Raw genomic sequence first — 20,394 nt, 5'->3', positions numbered from 1 at the left:
TCGCTTTTTTGTTTCGCCTGAACGCAAATATTATTGTGGGCTGGATCAACGCAAAGTGGAAACTTCAGTTTGCCCCGCTACCGGGGATGGGCGGGACGCAGTAGCGCCCCGCCTTTGGGGGTGGTTTACTCGATCCAACCCTGTTCTTTATAGTACTTCTCCGCACCCGAATGCAGCGGCACCGAGATGCTCTCGGTAACCATTTCCTCGGGTGTGAGATTGGCAAAGGCCGGGTGCCGTTGCTTGAAGTCTTCGAAATTGTCGAACACCGCCTTGACCAGCGTATAGACTGCCTCTTCGGAAACATCCGTGCTGGTCACAAGCGTCGCGCCGACGCCGAACGTATTGGTGTCCTCGTCATTGCCGCGATACATGCCGCCCGGAATCACCGCCTTGCGGTAGAATGGAAATTCCTCGATCAGCTGGTCTACGGCCTCGCCTTGGACCTCCACCAACACCGCATCACAGGAGGTCGTCGCCTCCTGAATCGCGCCTGACGGGTGGCCAACGGTATAGCTCATCACATCGATCTGGTTGTCGCAAAGCGCCGACGACTGTTCTGCCGGCTTCAATTCGGTGGCGATCGAGAAATCGTCCGTGGTCCAGCCCATGGCGTCCAGCAACACTTCCATCGTGCCACGGCTGCCCGAGCCGGGATTGCCGACATTCACGCGCTTGCCCTTGCTATCCTCGAAGGTTTTGACCCCGGCATCAGCGCGGGCGACAACGGTGAACGGTTCGGGATGCAGCGAGAACACCGCGCGCAGCCCTTCGAATTTTTGCCCCTCGAACTGCGAGGTGCCTTGATATGCGTGATATTGCCAGTCCGACTGCACCACCCCGAATTCCAGTTCGCCCTCGCGAATGGTGGAGATGTTATAGACCGACCCGCCAGTTGATTCGACCGAACAGCGCACCCCGTGCTCTTTGCGGTCCTTATTGACCAAACGACAGATTACTCCGCCCGTTGGGTAATACACGCCGGTAACACCGCCGGTGCCGATTGTGATGAACTCCTCGGCGATCGCCGCTGGAGCCGCAATCATGGCAGCCATAACGGTGCCAAGCCCAAGCTTGGTTAATTCCTTCATATTCATAGCTCTCCTGTTATGGTTAACCGCATTGTGTTAGCATATCCTAAATCCCAAAACTGCGGCGTCGCGCGGAGGGGTTCCCATAGATCCGCACATATGCGAAAAAAATCTGCCCCTGCCGTCAGTTACGAGGCTTTCACCGACCTTCGTTGTTGTCAAGCTCGCTGAGCACAGGGCGATATCTCACTTGGTTTCAGGCCCGTCAGGAAGGTGCGAACCCCCGCTCATTCTGCTTTTGCGTTGTGCAAAATATTAACCACATATACAGATAGTTAACGCAAACATCGTGCAATATCGATGAAAAATTCCGTGATCGCGCATCAAAACTTCTATCACTCGCCAACGAATCCTGCGTATTATGGCCGCCGGTTAAACGGAAGGATGGAGGAGTGGCCCCAAAGCCGATGTTGAGGTTCGTGACCGTCAAACGAGCCATGCCGTCAAAACGCCCGCCAGACCTGCGAACGCAAGACTTTGGCGAGATATACGCCGAGTTCGCAAGTGCCACGGCCGAAGAACAGGCCAGCCGCTGCAGTCAATGTGGCGTGCCCTATTGTCAGACCCATTGCCCATTGCATAACAATATTCCTGACTGGCTGCGCCTGACCGCAAAGGGGCGGCTGCGGGAAGCCTATGAACTCAGTCAGGCCACCAACACGTTTCCCGAAATCTGTGGCCGCATCTGTCCTCAAGACCGCCTATGCGAAGGCAGTTGCGTTATCGAACAGGCCGGACATGGAACGGTTACCATCGGCGCAGTGGAGAAATACCTCACCGATACAGCGTGGGATGAGGGCTGGATCGCACCCATCTCGCCGCGACAGGAACGGTCCGAAAGCGTCGCCATCATCGGCGCCGGTCCGGGTGGGCTGGCGGCGGCGGACCGGCTGCGGCGCAGCGGTGTTCAGGTCACGATCTACGACCGCTATGACCGAGGCGGCGGTTTGATGACCTATGGCATTCCGGGCTTCAAGCTGGAGAAACACATCGTCCTGCGGCGGATCGAGCAACTGGCGCAAGGCGGCGTCGAAATCGTGCCCAAATGCAATGTCGGCACGGATATTTCCTTTGGCGAGATCCGGGAGCGGCATGATGCGGTGGTGATCGCCACCGGCGTGTACAAATCGCGCGACCTCGCCGGGCCGGGGGCCGACGCGGCGGGCATTGTGCGCGCCTTGGATTATCTGACCGCCTCGAACCGTGTCGAATTCGGCGATGACGTGCCCGAATTTCAAATCGGCGCGCTGAACGCGCATGGCAAAAAGGTGGTCGTGATTGGCGGCGGCGATACCGCGATGGACTGTGTGCGCACCGCCATCCGGCAGGGGGCGTCTTCGGTCAAATGTCTGTATCGCCGCGACCGGACCAACATGCCGGGAAGCCAACGCGAGGTTGCCAATGCCGAGGAAGAAGGCATTGTCTTTGAGTGGCTGAGCGCCCCCAAGGCATTTATCGGCGATCCGGTCACCAATGTACGGGTGCAAAAGATGCGCTTGGGCATCCCCGATGCCACCGGCCGTCAAAGCCCCGAGGAAATTGCCGGGGCCGAATATGACGAACCGGCGGATCTGGTGATCAAGGCGCTGGGCTTTGAACCAGAGGACTTGCCGTCACTTTGGGATCAGCCGGGGCTGGAGGTGACCCGCTGGGGCACCATCAAGGCCGAGTTTACCACCGGGCGCACGGCGCTAGATGGCGTCTTTGCGGTTGGCGACATTGTGCGCGGCGCAAGTCTGGTGGTCTGGGCGATCCGCGATGGGCGCGATGCGGCGGACGCGGTGCTGGACTATCTGGACCAAGCGCACAGCATAGCGGCCCAATGACGAAGCTGGAGATATCACCGATATGATCACCTATGACGAAACTTGGGCAGCGACGGAACAGGACAAGCGCAGGTTTCTGGCCGAAAAAGGCATGTATTCCGAGGCGGATGAACATTCCTCCTGTGGGGTCGGCTTCGTTGTGGCACCCGATGGTAAACCCTCGCGTCGCGTGGTGCAGGCGGGTATCGACGCGCTCGGGGCGATCTGGCATCGCGGCGCTGTCGATGCGGATGGCAAGACCGGCGACGGGGCTGGTATCCATGTACAGATTCCGAAGCCGTTTTTTTATGACCAGATACGCCGCACCGGACATGAGCCGCGCGAGGATCAACTGATTGCCGTCGGACAGGTCTTTCTGCCGCGGATCGATTTCAGCGCGCAAGAAACCTGCCGCACCATTGTTGAAACCGAGATTTTGCGCATGGGGCATTCGATCTATGGTTGGCGCCATGTGCCGGTCGATCTGGCCTGTCTCGGCGAAAAAGCCAATGCGACCCGCCCCGAGATTGAACAGATTCTCATCTCGAACGCGACCGGAATTGACGAGGAAGACTTCGAGCGCGCGCTTTACGTGATCCGCCGACGCATCGAAAAAGCGGTCGTCGCCGCCGGTATAAACGATTTTTATATTGCGTCGATGTCGTGCCGCAGCATCATCTACAAAGGCATGATGCTGGCCGAAGATGTTGCGGTCTTCTACCCTGATCTCAGGGACGAGCGTTTTATTTCAGCCTTCGCGATCTATCACCAGCGTTATTCGACCAATACGTTCCCGCAATGGTGGCTGGCGCAACCTTTCCGCATGCTTGCCCATAACGGCGAGATCAACACGCTGAAAGGCAACCGAAACTGGATGAAAAGCCATGAGATCCGGCTTGCGTCGAATACCTTTGGCGAACTGGCGGAGGACATCAAGCCGATCATCCCCAATGGCTCATCAGACAGCGCCGCGCTGGATGCGGTATTCGAGATGCTGGTGCGCGCGGGCCGCAATGCGCCAATGGCCAAGACGATATTGTTGCCCGAAAGCTGGTCGAAACAAGCCGTCGAGCTGCCACAAGCCTGGCGCGATATGTATTCTTATTGCAACTCGGTTATCGAGCCTTGGGACGGCCCCGCCGCTTTGGCTATGACCGATGGTCGCTGGGTCTGTGCGGGCCTCGACCGCAATGGTCTGCGCCCGATGCGCTATGTGGTGACCGACGATAATCTGGTGATCGCCGGGTCCGAGGCTGGAATGGTCGCCGTTGATGACAGCACGGTGCGCGAAAAGGGCGCACTTGGCCCCGGTCAGCTATTGGCGGTCGATCTGCAGGAAGGCCGGATATTCCATGACCGCGAGATCAAGGACCAATTGGCGGCTACACAGCCCTATGGCGAATGGGTGCGCAAGATCAACGATCTGGATGCCACCTTAGCCGCCCTGCCCGAGGTGGCGCTGTATCAGGGGGACGAGCTGCGCTGCCGCCAGATTGCCGCGGGCTATTCCATCGAAGAGCTTGAACATATCCTTGCCCCGATGGCGGAAGACGGCAAAGAGGCGATCACCAGCATGGGCGACGACACGCCTTGGGCGGTGCTCAGCGCGCAATACCGTCCGCTCAGCCATTATTTTCGGCAGAATTTCAGTCAGGTCACCAACCCGCCGATCGATAGCCTGCGGGAACATCGGGTGATGAGCCTCAAGACCCGCTTCGGTAACCTCAAAAACGTTCTCGATGATTCCGGTGCCCAGACCGAAATCATCGTGCTGGAAAGCCCCTTTCTGGCCAATGCGGAATTGGATGAATTAAAGCGCCACTTCAACACCGGCGTGACTGAAATCGACTGCACCTTTGTGCCGGGTTCTGGCCATGCCGCGCTGCAATCCGCCCTGACCCGCATCCGCACCGAGGCCGAGTCCGCCGTGCGCTCGGGTGCCGGCGACCTGGTGCTCAGCGATCATCTTTCGGATGCCGAGCGTGTGGGCATGCCGATGATTCTGGCCACCAGCGCCGTGCACACCCATCTGACGCGCCAAGGGTTACGCACGTTCTGCTCGCTGAACATCCGCAGTGCCGAATGCGTCGATGCCCATTATTTCGCGGTACTGATCGGGTGCGGCGCGACAACGGTAAATCCCTATCTCGCGCAAGACAGCATCGCCGACCGGATCGCGCGGGGCCTGATCGAGGGCTCCCTGACTGAAGCAATGGCTCGGTACCGGCAGGCAATTGATTCCGGCCTGCTCAAGATTATGTCGAAGATGGGAATTTCGGTAATCTCGTCCTATCGCGGTGGTCTGAACTTCGAGGCCGTCGGCCTCAGCCGTGCCATGTGCGCCGAGTATTTTCCCGGCATGACGAGCCGCATTTCTGGCATCGGCGTGTCAGGTATCGAACGCATGGCCCAGAAAATCCACGCGCAGGGCTGGAAGGCCGCGCAAAACGTTCTGCCGATTGGCGGGTTTTACAACACGCGCAGTTCCGGTGAAAGCCACGCTTGGGACGCGACCGGCATGCATATGCTGCAAACCGCCTGCAACACGGCATCCTATCAGATGTGGAAACAATATTCGGCCAAGCTGCAGGGCAGTCGGCCGATTCACCTGCGCGATCTACTGGATATCAAACCACTCGGCAAATCGGTGCCGCTGGACGAAGTTGAAAGCATCACCGCCATCCGCAAGCGTTTCGTGACCCCGGGGATGAGCCTTGGCGCGCTCTCGCCCGAGGCTCACACAACCCTGACCGTGGCGATGAACCGCATCGGCGCGAAATCCGATTCCGGCGAAGGCGGAGAAGACCCGGCGCATTTCACACCCCAGGCCAATGGCGACAACCCGTCGGCTAAGATCAAACAGGTGGCCTCGGGACGGTTTGGCGTGACAGCGGAATATCTCAACCAGTGCGAAGAGCTTGAGATCAAGATCGCGCAAGGGGCAAAGCCCGGCGAAGGCGGGCAGTTGCCAGGTATGAAAGTGACCGAACTGATCGCGCGGCTGCGCCTGTCCACACCCGGCGTCACCTTGATATCGCCGCCGCCACATCACGATATCTACAGCATCGAGGATCTGGCGCAGTTGATCTATGACCTGAAACAGATCAACCCGCAGGCCAAGGTGACGGTGAAGCTGGTGGCGCAATCCGGTGTCGGCACGATTGCCGCCGGGGTGGCCAAGGCCAAGGCCGATATCATCCTGATTTCCGGGCATAATGGCGGCACCGGAGCGAGTCCCGCCACCTCGATAAAATATACCGGCCTGCCCTGGGAAATGGGCTTGAGCGAAGCCCATCAGGTGCTGGCGATGAACAAGTTGCGCGACCGGGTGACGCTGCGCACCGATGGCGGTTTGCGCACCGGTCGTGACATCGTGATGGCGGCGATGATGGGGGCCGAAGAGTACGGCATCGGCACCGCCGCCCTGATCGCCATGGGCTGTATCATGGTGCGGCAATGTCACTCCAACACCTGCCCCGTCGGTGTCTGCACACAGAACGAGGAATTGCGCGCGAAGTTTACCGGCAATGCCGACAAGGTGGTGAATCTGATCACTTTCTATGCGCAAGAAGTGCGCGAAATATTGGCCGCTATTGGCGCGCGCAGCATTGACGAGGTGATCGGGCGCAGCGACCTGCTGACACAGGTCAGCCGGGGTGCCGCGCATCTCGACGATCTTGACCTTAATCCGATGCTGATCCGGGTCAATGCCAGCGGCGCTCAACATTATGACCGCAGCCGCCCCCGCAACGCGGTGCCCGACACCTTGGATGCGGACATCGTCAAGGATGCACAGCGCTTTCTTGAGGATGGCGAAAAGATGCAACTGCACTATGCGGTGCGCAACACGCACCGGACTGTAGGCACCCGTATTTCCAGCCATATCGTGCGCAAATTCGGGATGAACAATGGCCTGCAAGCCGATCATTTGATGGTCAAATTAACCGGCAGCGCCGGGCAGTCGCTGGGCGCTTTTGCGGTTCACGGCTTGAAGCTGGAAGTCTGGGGTGATGCCAATGACTATGTTGGCAAAGGTCTTTCGGGCGGTCTGATCGTGATTCGCCCGCCAGCAAGCAGCCCGCGTGAGCCATCGCAGAACACGATCATCGGCAACACCGTGCTTTACGGAGCGACGGCGGGATATCTTTTCGCCGAAGGCCGCGCCGGCGAACGCTTTGCGGTGCGCAATTCGGGCGCGCATGTGGTGATCGAGGGCTGCGGCAGCAATGGCTGCGAATATATGACCGGCGGCGTCGCGGTGATCCTCGGCCAGATCGGGGCCAATTTTGGCGCGGGCATGACTGGCGGCATGGCCTATCTGTATGACCCCGAGGGCCAGACCGCCCCGCTGATCAACATGGACAGCCTCGTCACCGGCGCAGTCGAAAGCCCCTTTTATCGCTCCGAGCTGAAATCCCTCATCGACCGCCACGCCAAGGAAACCGGCAGCCGCAAAGCGGGCGAAATCCTGCAAAACTGGGACAGCGAGGTGCACAAATTCATTCAGATCTGCCCAAAAGAGATGCTGGACAAATTGCGTCATCCCCTTTTTCAAGACGAATTAGCGGTGTCCGCTGAATAAATCCCAGCTGTCAGTCAAGGCAGTGTTGCATCGGCCCTGATTACAGGCATTGGCCCCGAGGGTCAGCCCCGCCTGTAATTAGGGCTTTCCCGCGTGATCTGTACGTCATGCACGTGGCTTTCCTTCAGCCCGGCATTGGTAATGCGCACGAATTGGCAATTGTTGCGCATCTCCTCAATCGTGGCGCATCCGGTATAGCCCATCGATGCGCGCAGGCCTCCAACCAGTTGATGCAACACGGCGGCAGCGCTGCCATTATAGGGTACCTGCCCCTCGATGCCTTCGGGAACCAGTTTATCGCTGGCGGCGTCTTTCTGAAAATATCTGTCCGCGCTGCCTCGCGCCATGGCGCCAAGACTGCCCATACCGCGATAAAACTTGAAGCTGCGCCCCTGATAAAGGATCACTTCGCCAGGGCTTTCGTCGGTTCCTGCAATCATGCTTCCCACCATGGCGCAGGACGCGCCCGCCGCGATTGCCTTGGCGAAATCGCCCGAGAACTTGATCCCGCCATCCGCAATGATCGGCACATCTCCGGCCGCTGCGGCGCAGTCCATGATCGCCGTCAGTTGCGGCACGCCAACACCGGCCACGACGCGGGTGGTGCAGATGCTGCCAGGGCCGATACCAACCTTGACCGCATCCGCGCCGGCATCAATCAGCGCTCGTGTGGCTTCGCCGGTGGCGACATTTCCGGCCACCACTTGTACCTCACTTGATAGTTTCTTGACCCGCTCAACCGCCTCGGCAACGCTGCTGGAATGGCCATGCGCCGTATCGATCACAATCAGATCCACACCGGCCTCCACGAGAGCTTGCGAGCGCTCGAAGCCCTCGTCCCCCACCGTGCTGGCCGCCGCCGCGCGCAGCCGTCCCAGATCGTCTTTGCAGGCGGTCGGGTTCAGCACCGCCCTTTCCGTATCTTTCAACGTCAGCAATCCGGTCAGGCGGCCCTTGTCATCGGTGATCAGCAGCTTTTCAATCCGGCGCGCTTTCATCAGCGAAATTGCCTCATCGCGATCAGCAGGTTCATGCAGGATCGCCAGATCATCCGTGGTCATCATGACGCGAACGGGGGTCTTGTCCTCATTGGCAAAGCGCATGTCACGATTGGTAACGATCCCCACGACCCGCCCGGTTTCATCCACGACTGGAAAACCAGTAAAGTTATAATGCGCCGCCAGTTCCTTGGCATCGGCCAGAGTCTGGTCGGCGCGCAAAGTAATCGGGTTGTAGACGATCCCGCTTTCAAACCGCTTGACGCGGCGCACCTCTTCGGCCTGCGCCTGAATATCCAGATTTCGGTGGATCACGCCAATCCCGCCGGCCTGCGCCATGGCGATGGCCATGCGCGATTCGGTGACCGTGTCCATCGCGCTGGACAGAAGCGGTATGTTCATTGCGATCTTCTGCGTCACCCAGGTCTTCGTATCAGCCGTGGATGGCAGAACTGACGACGCCGCCGGAACCAACAGAACGTCATCAAATGTGAGCGCCTCGCGAATCTGCATTTCATTCTCCATGCACAAGCCCGTTTGGCGGCCACCCTATCGCACCAATCGCAGCCAGAGGAAAGCACACATCGCATATAACCGGGTCAGCCGGCCACTATTTTCTGTAACCCGCCCCTTCTTCTTGCATGAAATATCCCCGCCGGAGGCGCCAATCCTCGCCACCCGCGCCGCGCCGATGACGCGCGCGGCGGTCGATTTGCCGTTCTCCGCCCTTCCCATTTCATGCAAAGCCCTATCCTGTAAGGGACAGACAGAAGGCGCGTGCAGATGACAAAAGACCCTCTGGTGATTTTCACCCCCTCCGGCAAACGTGGCCGCGTACCCCTCGGGACGCCAGTGCTGACCGCCGCGCGCCAACTCGGTGTCGATCTGGATTCGGTCTGTGGCGGGCGCGGCATTTGCTCGCGCTGTCAGGTGACCCCCGCTTTCGGCTCCTTCCCCAAACATGGCGTCACGGTGTCCGAAAGCGCGCTGTCAGAATGGAACGGGGTTGAACAGCGCTATGATGACATACGCGGTTTGCCATCTGGCCGGCGGCTGGGCTGTCAGGCCCGCATTCAGGGCGATATGGTGATCGATGTGCCCCCGGAAAGCCAGGTCCACCGCCAAGTTGTGCGCAAACGTGCCGAGGCCCGCGACATCGTGATGAATCCCGCCGTGCGCCTGTTTTATGTCGAGGTCGCACAGCCGGATATGCACGATCCCTCGGGCGATCTGGAACGTTTGCGCGACGCGTTGGCGACGCAGTGGGACCTGCCTGATGTTCACATCGACCTGCCGGTGCTGAATGATATGCAGCCGATCCTGCGCAAGGGCGGCTGGCAAGTCACCTGTGCCGTGCATTTTGGCGACGCAGCCGCGCCAGCCCGGATCATGCGGATCTGGCCCGGCTTTCACGAAGGCCCGATTTTCGGCCTTGCCGTCGATCTGGGTTCGACCACCATTGCTGGCCATCTGTGCGATCTGCAAACCGGCGCGGTCGTCGCCTCCTCCGGCATCATGAACCCGCAGATCCGTTTTGGCGAGGATCTGATGAGCCGGGTCAGCTATTCGATGATGAACGCGGGCGGCGCGGCAGAAATGACCGCCGCCGTGCGCGAAGGCATGAATGCGCTGTTCCGGCAGGTCGCCCAAGAGGCCGGGATCGAGACCACCGACATTCTCGATGCCGTCTTTGTCTGCAATCCGGTCATGCACCACCTGTTTCTGGGCATCGACCCGTTCGAACTGGGTCAGGCACCCTTCGCGCTGGCCTCTTCGGACGCGATGAACCTGATGGCCCGCGACCTCGACCTGACCGCCCTGCCACCTGCGGCGCGGGTCTATCTGCTGCCCTGTATTGCCGGCCATGTCGGTGCCGATGCGGCGGCTGTCGCGCTGTCCGAAGCGCCCGACAAATCCGAAGATCTGGTGCTGGTCGTCGATGTCGGCACCAATGCCGAAATCCTCTTGGGCAACAAAGACAAGGTTCTGGCCTGCTCGTCGCCCACCGGACCGGCTTTTGAGGGGGCGCAGATTTCTTCCGGCCAGCGGGCGGCTCCGGGCGCGATCGAGCGGGTCGAAATCGATGAGGTGACGAAAGAGCCGCGTTTTAAGGTGATCGGCAGCGATCTCTGGTCGAGCGAGGACGGATTCCAAGATTCAATCGCCACCACCGGCATCACCGGCATTTGCGGCTCAGGCATCATCGAGTTGGTGGCCGAGATGCGCTTGGCCGGGCTGGTCGATGGCTCGGGCCTGATCGGGTCGGCGGCACAGACCGGGTCGGATCGGTGCATCGTCGAAGGGCGCACCAATTCCTATCTGGTCTGGGATGGCAGCGGTCATGGTGGCCCCCGTATCACCGTGACAAATCGTGACATCCGCGAGATCCAGATGGCCAAGGCGGCGCTCTATTCGGGCGCGCGTCTCTTGATGGATAAGTTCGATGTCGACAAGGTGGACCGCGTCGTTCTGGCCGGTGCGTTCGGCGCGCATATCAGCCCCAAACACGCGATGGTGCTGGGGATGATCCCGGATGCGCCGCTGGACAAGGTCACATCCGCCGGCAATGCCGCCGGGACAGGCGCGCGCATTGCTCTGCTGAACCGCGATGCCCGCGCCGAGATCGAAGCCACCGTGCGCGCCATCCACAAGATCGAAACTGCCATCGAGCCGCGCTTTCAAGAGCATTTCGTGAATGCCTCGGCAATCCCCAATTCGGTTGAGCCTTTTCCGATCCTGAACTCCCTCGTCACGCTGCCTGAACTGTCTTTTAACCAGCCTTCCGGTGCGGGCGAGGCCAGCGGAGGACGGCGCAAACGGCGCCGCGGCTAGACCGCTTTCCCGCTATGGATAATTCCGGCGATAGACTGAACTCTACCTAAGGATATCGCCAGACGAATCGAAATTTGACAAAGGCGACTTGCGCTAACTGTTGGACGCCCAGAAACAGCGGTCGAATTCGACGTAACGGTGCAAGGTCTCGGTCGCCCCGACCGACGCCAGCCGCGAACAGCCTTCGATCGCATCACGGGTTTCATAGACCGACACCACGCCGGTCGCGTCGGCAGCGCCAACCGTACAAAGCCGCTCACCCGGCGCCAAATCGCGCAACAGCCGCATGCTGCCCGGCACCTCGACGGCAAAGACCAGTGTACGTGCTGCTGCGTTTTGCACACAAAGCTGTTGCACGGCCCCGGGTTCCTGCGCGTATGCGTCGCCAGCAAACATCGCGACGGCAAGAAGAGCCGCAATCCGCATCGAAGATACCATGTTTTGCGCCTCCTGGTGCCTCGATCTGACCGCGCGCGCGCCGCGCCGTCAAACCACGATTAGCCCGCGACCTGTCACGAGACCGTGATTCATCGTGACAGCACGGCGCCATCCGACCCGAGTAAAATCTCAGATACGTCTCGCAAGGTTATTCACCGAACAACGGGGAAGATTGCCATGAAACGAATATTGACGGGCAGTGCGGTGGCTATGCTGCTGATCACCACTGCAGCAGGCGCGCAGGATGCGCCATTTGGCACCGATACCGATGCAGAATATGCTGCGAAGCTCTGGACAATAATGGAGGAACTGAGCCTTGCCGGAGACGGCATGATCCGCGCCTTTCCCTATGAAGGGGTGGAGCCGCATGGCAAGATGCTCGAAACGTTTTACACCAGCGGCAGCGTCGACGGTCACGACGGTGCGCTGATCATTAAACGCAATTACGGCCCTGAAGGCGTGACTGCCGACCAGGTCCTGTCCGACCCTGACAAGCATCTGGGGGCGGTGACGGTGATGTTTCGCCGCGAAGAAGGCTATGATCCGGATAATGGCAACTGGTTCTGGGCGAAATACCTGCCCGACGGCACGCTGGACAAGACCCCCAACGGCATGCGCCTTGCCGGCCGCGTCGCCAAGGGTGCAGACGCAGGCTGCATCGCCTGCCATTCCGGCGCAGGCGACGACTACTTGTTCACGACCGACCATCTCCCAATCAAGTAGGTCGGATCTGACGGCCTGACCGGATCGCGCATGGCTTTGATCTTGACCGACGCGGCTGTCATATCGCGATCCGGCGGTTCGTGCACGCGACCGTGCAGCCCTCAGCACGGCACGGTTGTGCCTCGAAAGTTTTGGGACTTCTTCGTCGGCGTTTCCGGGCAGGCCGCATTCCGCACCATATATTAGCGCGGCGGAAAGCTGGTCGGAACTCCAAGACCAGCTTTCTGTTTCTTACGCATCCGGCAGGACAACGTAACTGAAGCTCCCATCAAGAGTGACCACATCCTCTCCTGAGGTTGTCGCCTTGAACGTCCCGTGGAGATAATTTCCATCCCGCTCGAATGTCATCTCGCCGTTGACAGCCTCGTAGGACTGGTCAGGCAGATTGAGGACAACTCCGTTTGGATTGTCCGATCGGTGCCGCAGCAGCGGATAGGTGCCGGTGTCAATTTCGGCCGGCAGCTCGAGGTAGATACCACGCCCCGGCAGGAGGGTTGCCCCGACACCCCCGGCGCGGTGCGCGCTCATCCGCCCGGACTTCTCGTCGGTCTCACCATTGATGCTGATCGTGTATTTCGTCTCCTGCTGGGGCCAGAAGGCAAGCTCTTTCACGCCACCTTTGATCTCGACCATTTCTCCGGACTTGTTCTGCGCGGTAAAGTCCCAAGCTGCGGTCAGACTATCGCCGATCTCGGCGACGTAAAGATCCCCCTGCACTTTGTCGCCGAACGCCCAATTATAATGCTCACCGGTCAGCGAGGCCTGCGCCTCATTGTCTTTTGCGGCGCGGCCCGACGCCACCTTATATGCCCCCGGTGCCGCCTTTGCTGGGAGCACCACCGTCACCCAAGAGCCAACAATGTCCTGCTCCCCACTCGGGTCGGAGACGCCGGTTCGCGCAATGATCCGATAAGGCCCATCGGCATTGTTGCCATTGCGGGAGTAGGTGGCCCTGCTTTGGCGTGCCGGGCGAAATTCGGCAGTCGGCCGCCCCGCAGGATCGACAAAGACCAAATCCGAACTGGTGACAGCGCCAGTGACCCTCAGCCCGGACTGGCCGGCGGCAACACCGTCGAGCAGGGCTTCCACCTCAGCTTGAACATCGCCGCCGTTTCCGGCCTCGGCTTCATCCGTTTTGCAGGCGGCCAGAAAACCCGCCACGCCAACCATCGCAACAGTTATCAGTGGCAGCGCCACGCGCTTCGCCGGACGATGTCCATATGACAGTTTGTTGAACACTTCTAAGTTCCTTCTCTGACTGCCTGCTGATCCGTTTCACAGACCGAAATTTCCGGCAACTCTCTCAACGGAGCCGGACGTAAATGGACCAACCTCACCAGAATTAGGCGGTGTCGGCCCCTTCCTAGAATAAGAGCGCCGCATCTATCACTCACAGGTTTGTCAGTGAGCAAGGTGGCGCGTGGGGCGCCCCCGCGTCTTTAAAAGGGGTGCAGTTTTTAGGTTAGGCTTTTGCATCAAGTCCGGTCGAATTCGGTTTCAATGCTTTTGTAGCTTTGCGCCAATTTCCTGCTGCATTCCCTGCACTTTACGCCTCCCGGCTCCGGTAGGTTTTTTCAATCTCCCCCACATCCGCCTGTAAGAACTGCTCGACCGTCATTATCCCTTGCGCGTTTAGCGCAGGAATTTGCTGCGGAGAAAAAACATCAGTGGGGAATGCCCGCGTGAGAGGGGTGCCGGGAAGAAAGATGTCACTAGGAAAGAGAGTGTCTGTATGAAAGCTACGTTGGATCTGGACATTGCGATCGTCTCTTTTGAGACTCTCCGCCTCAACTGGGCTAAACGCCAGCGCTATTGCACCAACGATGGCCAATGAGGCCATTCGACAATAAGAAAACATGCTATTTTTAGATCCGTTATACTTTTCGCTACGCTTTGTTCATTGACGTGAAGGGCTAACAAAAGCGATCGTCGTGATACTCTCTACCAGAGATGAAGTTGGCACGCCCCCTCTGTTCAGAGGGGAAACGAACACGACGGGAAACGCTGACTACACCGTCATGCCAATTCAAGAAGCACTGCTGCGGCGACAACCGCTTTTTAACGCGCTTAAGCGTAGCCGTTCCATCCCGGATGATCACATTTCCTCTCGGCGCTCCGCATTCTTCATGGCAAGATCGGTTCTGAGAGACATTCGGGACGGGGTATCATCATGCTGATCCATCTTTACAGCCAAGCGACGACGACGCCGAAACTCCGGGCGGCCATTCAGGCCAGTGACGAGCCGGTATCGGTCTTGGCCAAGCGCTTTGGCGTTGCGGAGCAGACCGTCGAAATGAACTGATGCAGTGGATGCCTCCACCCGACGGCATCAATTGTGCCAAAGTGGTTTCGTCTGATCCAAAGAGAGGGAGGCATCCACCGCATCAGTTCACCTACAATGGGCGTATCATTTCCCTGCGGCTCCTGTTCAGTGTCACCTGCGGGCGCGGAAAAATGAAACGGTACCTGCAGTCCCCCCCAAAACCGCGCAATCTGCCCATTGCCCTCAGCGTGGCAGAAATCGTCACCTAGCTGGCCCCCGCGCCCGGGCCGGGGCTCAAGTATCGGGCAGCTCTGGGCATCAACTATGGGCCTATCGAAATGAGCCGGGACAAATATCCTGTGCTGAAATTTACCCGCCCGGCCTGTGCGTCAAAAATGCGATGCCGGGAAAAAGTAGCTCAGCCGCCGCTCGCCGTCAGAGAAATCCCGGCCGCATGGCGGCGTCGGGTGTCACCCCCAATCGGTCGAGAATCGTTGCTGCCAAACCCAGCTGGCTGAGGGATTTACCGGGGTTTGGCCCCTTCGCTTCACCAAAGTAGTAGAACGGTACTTCGCGCATGATCTTTTCCATGCCGCCGTGATGCTGTTCGGCGTTCATCCCGTGGTCGGCGGTCACCATCACATCATAGCCCATCGCGCGCCATATGGGGATCGCCCGCGACAGGGCGTTGTCGATCATCCAGATCTGGTAGCGGTATTCCTTGCTATCGCCGCCAAAACTGTGCCCCAACGTATCGGCTGAGCAACTGTGCAGGAGCAGGTAATCAGGGGCATGGTGTTCAGCCAGTAAGGTCACCTGCGCGCAGAGATCGATTTCCGCCGGGGCCACCGCATTCATCGCGCCATAGCCTTCCATCGAATAGAACCGGGCGTGCTGAATGTCGGTTTCCGGGTCATGATGCTCAACCGAGCGTAGCCCGTCCCACGGGCGATCCACATATAGACGGTGGTAATACGCGTGCGCCACGGCCGCTGTGGTTTTGTCCGCCTCACGGGCCAGCGAAAACACATTTGGCCGTTCCGAGGCGCGCATACCCTCGTTCGAGGTGATGCCATGTTCGTGCGGCCAGAGACCGGTATGGATGGTTTCATACATCGGCCCCGAGAGGGTCGGCGTCGCTGTGATCATTTTCCAGCGCTGCGCCTGTCCCAGTTCTACGGCACCTTCAAGATAGCCGCATTGGGTGACGCAAGCTTCGTAGCCGGCCCCGTCCATGATCACGAGGATGATTTTGTTCTGCATTTGGGATTCTCCTTAAGGAAATTGGTTGCACGGCCTTGAAAGAGGCCTCAGCCCGTCGCCGTGCCCATGCTTCCGCGTTGGGCGGTTGAGGCGAAATCGTGGTAATGGACCACCGTTTGCGCATCCGAGACCAGCACCACGGCAAATTGCGGCTCTTCGAAAATTGCCGGCACATGGTCGGCTTGGAACAGGTCGAGCGCGCATTGCTGCATCATGGAGCGATGGGACGAAAACGGGATGCCGCGCCACACCCCCGACATTGGCCGGTGATAATGGCCAAAGAACAGATGCGTGACATAACCGTGTGCAACCAGAATATCGCCAAGCCGTTCCGCTGCTGCCGGGTCGAGGCCGATCGTGTCCATCGCGGCCAAGCCGGTGGGAAAAGGCGCATGGTGCATGAACAGCCGGACCGGCTCGGCGTAGCTTTGCAACGTCTCGGCCACCCAGTTCAACCGTTCCTGGCACATCACCCCGGCGTGGGAGCCTGGGGCGATGGTGTCCAGCAATAGGAACGGCCCGTGGGAGGTCTCGACCACTTGCTGCAGAAATCCGTTTTCATCGGCCCTGACGCAAGACAGCGCCTGGCACGCCATTTCGCGGTCGTCATGGTTACCCGGCAGCGCATAGACCGGCATCGTCAGTGAGGAAATCAGCTCTTCTGCCAGCCGGTAGGCGTCGGGATCGGGGTCGGCAACGATGTCGCCGGTGATAATGCACAGCTCTGCGTCGGCGTGAAGCCGATTAATCTCATCGATGGCCCGTCGGGTGTGCTCGTTGGCCATTTTGAGAGCCGGCGAACTGCCGTCCGCAGAAATATGCAGGTCGGTCAGGTGAATGAATTTCATGGGTTAACGCCTTCAGTTAGCAAGAAACGACAGGCACGCATCAGTAAGCTGTTGCGGTGTATCGGCGATCGCGTCCGGAGCATGTGCGGCGAGATGGGCCCGAGACTGCCAGCCCCAGCTCACGGCGATGGCACCAATGCCTGCGGCCCGTGCGGCCAATATGTCGCTGACAGCATCTCCGATCATGGCATGCGGGCCGGGCGGCGCCGCAGCAACCAGCACGGCGATTTTTTCCGCCTTTGTGCCAGCCGTATCCCCGCCAACGATCTGCTGAAACAGACGGTCGAGTCCCGCTTCCGCAAGCACCGAGCGGATCACCCTGCTGTCGCTGGCGCTGACCACGGCCAAGTCGTGATGCCCTGCCAATCGGTCCAGCGTGTTGCCGAGATCTTCAAACACTGGCGAGGGGGCGTCTGCCGCCGAGACCGCTGCGGCGACATCCTGCGCGAATTGCTCAGGATTCAGGCCGTGCTGCTCTGCAAGGGCTTCGAATGTCAGCGGGTTCAGCGTTGCGAACGTGTCTGCGCCGAAGCTGAGGTCAGCCCCTTGGGCGCGGGCCGCGATGTGACAGGCGGCAAGACATGTCTGCAGCGAATCTGCCAATACGCCGTCGAAATCAAAAATGATCATGCTTTTTCTACTCCGTTTCAGATCGGTTCCAGCACCGGGTTCAGCCAGCCAGTGCGACCAGCTGCGGGCGGCTGGCTTCCCCCAGCTCTTCGGGCAGGCGGTGGCAATGGATCACGTGTCCCTCGGCCAATTTGCGGGCGGGTGGCTTGGTGATATTGCAGATATTGCCCAGGTGCCGGGGACAGCGCCGCTGAAACGGACAGCCCTGTGCGGGCGGGGCCTTTTCGGTCAGGTCATCGGCCAGCAGCTGGGGCGCAATATCCGGGTCGGGTTCCAGCACGGCGCCCATTAGGGTGCGGGTATAGGGGTGATAGGGCGGCGCATAGACATCGGCCGCCGGGCCGATTTCGCAGATGCGGCCCTGATACAGCACCGCGACCCGATCCGCGACGGCGCGCACCACGGCGAGATCGTGACTGACGAAAATATAAGACGAGCCGCTCTCGGCCTGTAGCCGGGTCAGCAGCGCCAGCGCGGCAGCCTGAACCGAGACATCCAGCGCGCTGGTGACTTCGTCGCAAAGCGTGACATCCGGGTTGGCGGCAAAGGCACGCGCCACGCCCACGCGCTGCTTCTCCCCGCCAGAAAGCTGGCCAGGAAAGCGGTCGAGGTAACTGGCTGGCAGGCGCACCTGTTCCAGCAAGTCTCCGGCGCGGATGCGCGCCTCTTTGCGACCTAGACCGAAGTAAAGCCGCAGGGGAGCGGCGAGGATGTCTCCGATGCTTTGGCGCGGGTTCAGCGCGGCGTCGGCATTCTGGAAGATCAGTTGCACCCGGCGCAGGGTTTTGCGGTCGCGCCGGTGCACCGGGGCGGTCAGGTCGCCCGCCATACCAAGCCGAATCTGCCCCGACCGCGCGCCGACCAGCCCGGCGATCGCGCGCAGGATAGTCGATTTGCCCGAACCGCTTTCACCCACAAGTGCAAGCGTTTCGCCCCGGCGCAGGGTAAAGCCGATGTCGTCCACAGTGGCCGGCGGCTGGCCCTGCCCGCTCAGCCGGTCGAACAGCCCAGGCTTCTTATAGGAAACCGACACATTTTTTAGGGAGAGGGCCGGCTCGGAACTTGCACAGGGCACGCGCCGCGTCTGTTCATGCGTGACACGCGGCTCATGCGCAAAGTGACAGCGGGTGCGGGTCTGGCCGATGGTGACCGGTGCAGGCAGATCACTGCGGCAGATGTGCTGCACGTGCGGGCAGCGCGGGGCAAAGGCGCATCCGGTGATTTGCGAGCCGACAATGGGCGGCACGCCGGGCATGGAGGCCGGAATGGCGGGGTCATCCAGTTTCGGGATCGAGGCGATGAGCCCGGCCGTATAGGGATGCTTGGGCGCGCGCAGCACGTCGCGCGTCGGGCCTTCTTCGGCGATTTGGCCCGCGTACATCACAGCGACCCGATCCGCCACGCGGGCGATGACGCCAAGGTCGTGGCTGACATAGATCATCGCTACATTCATTTCACGGGCGAGCTTGCGGAGGAATTCAAGGATATGCGCCTGCGTCGTCACATCCAGACCGGTGGTCGGCTCGTCAAGCAGCAGCGCTTTGGCCTCTCCGGCAAGGGCCATCGCCACGGCCGCGCGCTGTTGCTGCCCGCCAGACAATTCGTGCGGGTAGCGCATGGCCATTTCCTCGGGCGAGGGCAAACGCACCCGCGACAGAAGCTCGGCCACGCGGTCCGCGCGCCCTGCCCTATTCAGCGCCGTATGCAGGCGCAGGGCCTCGTCGATCTGGGCACCGATGGTCAGCGTCGGTGTTAGGGCTTGACCGGCGTTCTGCGGGATCAGGGCAATCTTGCTGCCGCGCAAGGCGGAGCGCTGTTTTTCTGGCAGTGCGAACATGTCATTTCCGTCAAACATCGCTCGTCCTGAAAATACTGACAGGCCGGGCTTGAGATAGCCCATCATCGCCAGTGCCACGGTCGATTTGCCCGATCCGCTTTCACCGACGATGCCCAGCGCCTCGCCCCGCTGCAATTCCAGTGAGATGCCTCGCAGGATCGGTGCCTGCTGTCCCTGTTTGCCGGTAAAGCCCAGCGACAGATTGTCGATCTTGATAATTGTGCTCATCTCGTTCCTCATCACATGGCCATCGCAGTGGCGCGGTCAATGCCAAGCGCCTTGCCGATGGCATCTGCCAGCAGGTTGATTCCGATGATCAGCGATGACAGCGCCAGACAGGGCCAGAACACCGCCCAGGGCGCCGTGGACAAAAGCCCGCGCTCCTGTGCCACCATCAGGCCCCAGTCGGGCGTGGGTGGGGTCGCGCCAAAGCCCAGGAAGCTGAGCGATGAGAAGGCGAGGAGCATCCAGCTCCAACGCATGGCACCTTCGACAAGTATGACGTCGCTGAGGTTCGGAAACATTTCGCGCGTCAGGATCGGCCAGAGCTTTTCGCCCCGCGCCTTGGCGGCAGTGACGAAGTCGCGCGCCGCCACCTGCATCGCCGCGCCCCGGATCACGCGCAGTACTGCGGCACCGTAGAAAAAGCCTAATGTCGGGATGATCGTGCTCGGACCTGCCCCGCCGATCGAGATGATCAGCAGCAGGAACAACAACCACGGAACCGACAGAAAAGCGTCGACGAGGCGCATGAAATATTCATCGATGCGCCCGCCGACCGTGCCAAAGATGATCCCGGCGAAACTGCCCCACACGGTGGCAATCACAGCCCCGGCGAAGGTTACTGAAATGGCCAGTCGCCCACCATGCAAGACGCGGGAGAAAATATCCCGGCCCAGCGTATCAGTGCCCATCCAATGTTCGAGAGAGGGCGGCAGTAAAACGGCGTCGGCGTTTTGCACGGTCGGATCATAAGGCGCGATCAGCGGCGCCAGCAGGGCTATCGCCAGATGCAAAGCCGTCAGGGTCAGGCCGATGGCCCCCGAAGGACGCGAAATGATGGTATTGATCAATTGGAGCATGG

General features: G+C 60.2%; 14 protein-coding genes. 5 read left to right on the top strand and 9 right to left on the bottom strand.

Going from position 1 to position 20,394, the window contains the following annotated elements; genetic code table 11:
- Positions 1-125 precede the first annotated feature (125 nt).
- On the bottom strand, positions 126-1,091 hold the full coding sequence (locus tag JAO82_RS11330) for a TAXI family TRAP transporter solute-binding subunit (protein ID WP_198686494.1): 966 nt from the start codon (positions 1,089-1,091) through the stop codon (positions 126-128).
- Between the two features lie 392 nt (positions 1,092-1,483).
- Between JAO82_RS11330 and JAO82_RS11325 the strand changes: the two genes are divergently transcribed.
- Positions 1,484-2,917: an NAD(P)-dependent oxidoreductase gene (locus JAO82_RS11325; RefSeq protein WP_198686493.1), complete on the top strand. Its 1,434-nt coding sequence runs from the start codon at positions 1,484-1,486 to the stop codon at positions 2,915-2,917.
- Positions 2,918-2,939: 22 nt separating this feature from the next.
- Positions 2,940-7,478 (top strand): glutamate synthase large subunit, encoded by a 4,539-nt coding sequence (gene gltB / locus JAO82_RS11320; protein ID WP_198686492.1) that lies wholly within the window; start codon positions 2,940-2,942, stop codon positions 7,476-7,478.
- A gap of 62 nt (positions 7,479-7,540) precedes the next feature.
- Here gltB and guaB read toward each other — a convergent pair whose 3' ends face one another.
- The gene (gene guaB, locus JAO82_RS11315; protein ID WP_198686491.1) at positions 7,541-8,989 is read right to left on the bottom strand and encodes an IMP dehydrogenase; all 1,449 of its coding nucleotides are present in this window, start codon (positions 8,987-8,989) and stop codon (positions 7,541-7,543) included.
- Positions 8,990-9,259: 270 nt separating this feature from the next.
- On the opposite strand from guaB, the gene JAO82_RS11310 reads away from it, so the two are divergent.
- Positions 9,260-11,308, top strand: a complete 2,049-nt coding sequence (locus tag JAO82_RS11310; protein WP_198686490.1) for an ASKHA domain-containing protein — start codon at positions 9,260-9,262, stop codon at positions 11,306-11,308.
- A gap of 93 nt (positions 11,309-11,401) precedes the next feature.
- On the opposite strand, the gene JAO82_RS11305 is transcribed toward JAO82_RS11310, so the two are convergent.
- On the bottom strand, positions 11,402-11,746 hold the full coding sequence (locus tag JAO82_RS11305; protein WP_198686489.1) for a hypothetical protein: 345 nt from the start codon (positions 11,744-11,746) through the stop codon (positions 11,402-11,404).
- A gap of 177 nt (positions 11,747-11,923) precedes the next feature.
- On the opposite strand from JAO82_RS11305, the gene JAO82_RS11300 reads away from it, so the two are divergent.
- Entirely contained in the window at positions 11,924-12,469 is a 546-nt protein-coding gene (locus JAO82_RS11300; RefSeq protein WP_198686488.1) for a cytochrome P460 family protein, read from the top strand.
- A 231-nt stretch (positions 12,470-12,700) separates the two neighbouring features.
- On the opposite strand, the gene JAO82_RS11295 is transcribed toward JAO82_RS11300, so the two are convergent.
- Entirely contained in the window at positions 12,701-13,708 is a 1,008-nt protein-coding gene (locus JAO82_RS11295; protein WP_198686487.1) for a hypothetical protein, read from the bottom strand.
- Between the two features lie 931 nt (positions 13,709-14,639).
- Between JAO82_RS11295 and JAO82_RS14380 the strand changes: the two genes are divergently transcribed.
- Complete coding sequence (locus JAO82_RS14380; RefSeq protein WP_269812827.1) at positions 14,640-14,771, top strand: hypothetical protein; 132 nt, start codon at positions 14,640-14,642, stop codon at positions 14,769-14,771.
- A gap of 396 nt (positions 14,772-15,167) precedes the next feature.
- Here the strand turns inward: JAO82_RS14380 and JAO82_RS11290 are convergent, their stop codons facing one another.
- From JAO82_RS11290 to JAO82_RS11270, 5 genes are read right to left on the bottom strand one after another with little or no spacing between them, the layout of a single operon-like run.
- Positions 15,168-15,995: an alkaline phosphatase family protein gene (locus JAO82_RS11290; RefSeq protein WP_198686486.1), complete on the bottom strand. Its 828-nt coding sequence runs from the start codon at positions 15,993-15,995 to the stop codon at positions 15,168-15,170.
- Between the two features lie 47 nt (positions 15,996-16,042).
- Complete coding sequence (locus JAO82_RS11285) at positions 16,043-16,843, bottom strand: phosphodiesterase (protein WP_198686485.1); 801 nt, start codon at positions 16,841-16,843, stop codon at positions 16,043-16,045.
- Positions 16,844-16,855: 12 nt separating this feature from the next.
- Positions 16,856-17,473, bottom strand: coding sequence for an HAD family hydrolase (locus JAO82_RS11280; RefSeq protein WP_198686484.1), 618 nt, complete (start codon positions 17,471-17,473; stop codon positions 16,856-16,858).
- Positions 17,474-17,513: 40 nt separating this feature from the next.
- Entirely contained in the window at positions 17,514-19,538 is a 2,025-nt protein-coding gene (locus JAO82_RS11275; protein ID WP_198686483.1) for a dipeptide ABC transporter ATP-binding protein, read from the bottom strand.
- Between the two features lie 11 nt (positions 19,539-19,549).
- Positions 19,550-20,392, bottom strand: coding sequence for an ABC transporter permease (locus JAO82_RS11270; RefSeq protein ID WP_198686482.1), 843 nt, complete (start codon positions 20,390-20,392; stop codon positions 19,550-19,552).
- Between the last annotated feature and the right edge of the window lie 2 nt (positions 20,393-20,394).

This window comes from Pontibaca salina (genome assembly GCF_016307205.1).
In the GTDB taxonomy this organism is placed as follows: Bacteria; Pseudomonadota; Alphaproteobacteria; order Rhodobacterales; family Rhodobacteraceae; genus Pontibaca; species Pontibaca salina.
The sequence above is the reverse complement of the archived record's forward strand: the minus strand, read 5'-3'. Positions and strand labels throughout refer to the sequence as shown.

Bases quoted from the DNA above. Each gene is read 5' to 3' on its own strand.
- gltB (WP_198686492.1), top strand. From the start codon at position 2,940: ATGATCACCTATGACGAAACTTGGGCAGCGACGGAACAGGACAAGCGC.
- JAO82_RS11310 (WP_198686490.1), top strand. From the start codon at position 9,260: ATGACAAAAGACCCTCTGGTGATTTTCACCCCCTCCGGCAAACGTGGC.
- JAO82_RS11290 (WP_198686486.1), bottom strand. From the start codon at position 15,995: ATGCAGAACAAAATCATCCTCGTGATCATGGACGGGGCCGGCTACGAA.
- JAO82_RS11305 (WP_198686489.1), bottom strand. From the start codon at position 11,746: ATGGTATCTTCGATGCGGATTGCGGCTCTTCTTGCCGTCGCGATGTTT.
- JAO82_RS11280 (WP_198686484.1), bottom strand. From the start codon at position 17,473: ATGATCATTTTTGATTTCGACGGCGTATTGGCAGATTCGCTGCAGACA.
- JAO82_RS11330 (WP_198686494.1), bottom strand. From the start codon at position 1,091: ATGAAGGAATTAACCAAGCTTGGGCTTGGCACCGTTATGGCTGCCATG.
- JAO82_RS14380 (WP_269812827.1), top strand. From the start codon at position 14,640: ATGCTGATCCATCTTTACAGCCAAGCGACGACGACGCCGAAACTCCGG.
- guaB (WP_198686491.1), bottom strand. From the start codon at position 8,989: ATGCAGATTCGCGAGGCGCTCACATTTGATGACGTTCTGTTGGTTCCG.
- JAO82_RS11300 (WP_198686488.1), top strand. From the start codon at position 11,924: ATGAAACGAATATTGACGGGCAGTGCGGTGGCTATGCTGCTGATCACC.
- JAO82_RS11275 (WP_198686483.1), bottom strand. From the start codon at position 19,538: ATGAGCACAATTATCAAGATCGACAATCTGTCGCTGGGCTTTACCGGC.
- JAO82_RS11270 (WP_198686482.1), bottom strand. From the start codon at position 20,392: ATGCTCCAATTGATCAATACCATCATTTCGCGTCCTTCGGGGGCCATC.
- JAO82_RS11285 (WP_198686485.1), bottom strand. From the start codon at position 16,843: ATGAAATTCATTCACCTGACCGACCTGCATATTTCTGCGGACGGCAGT.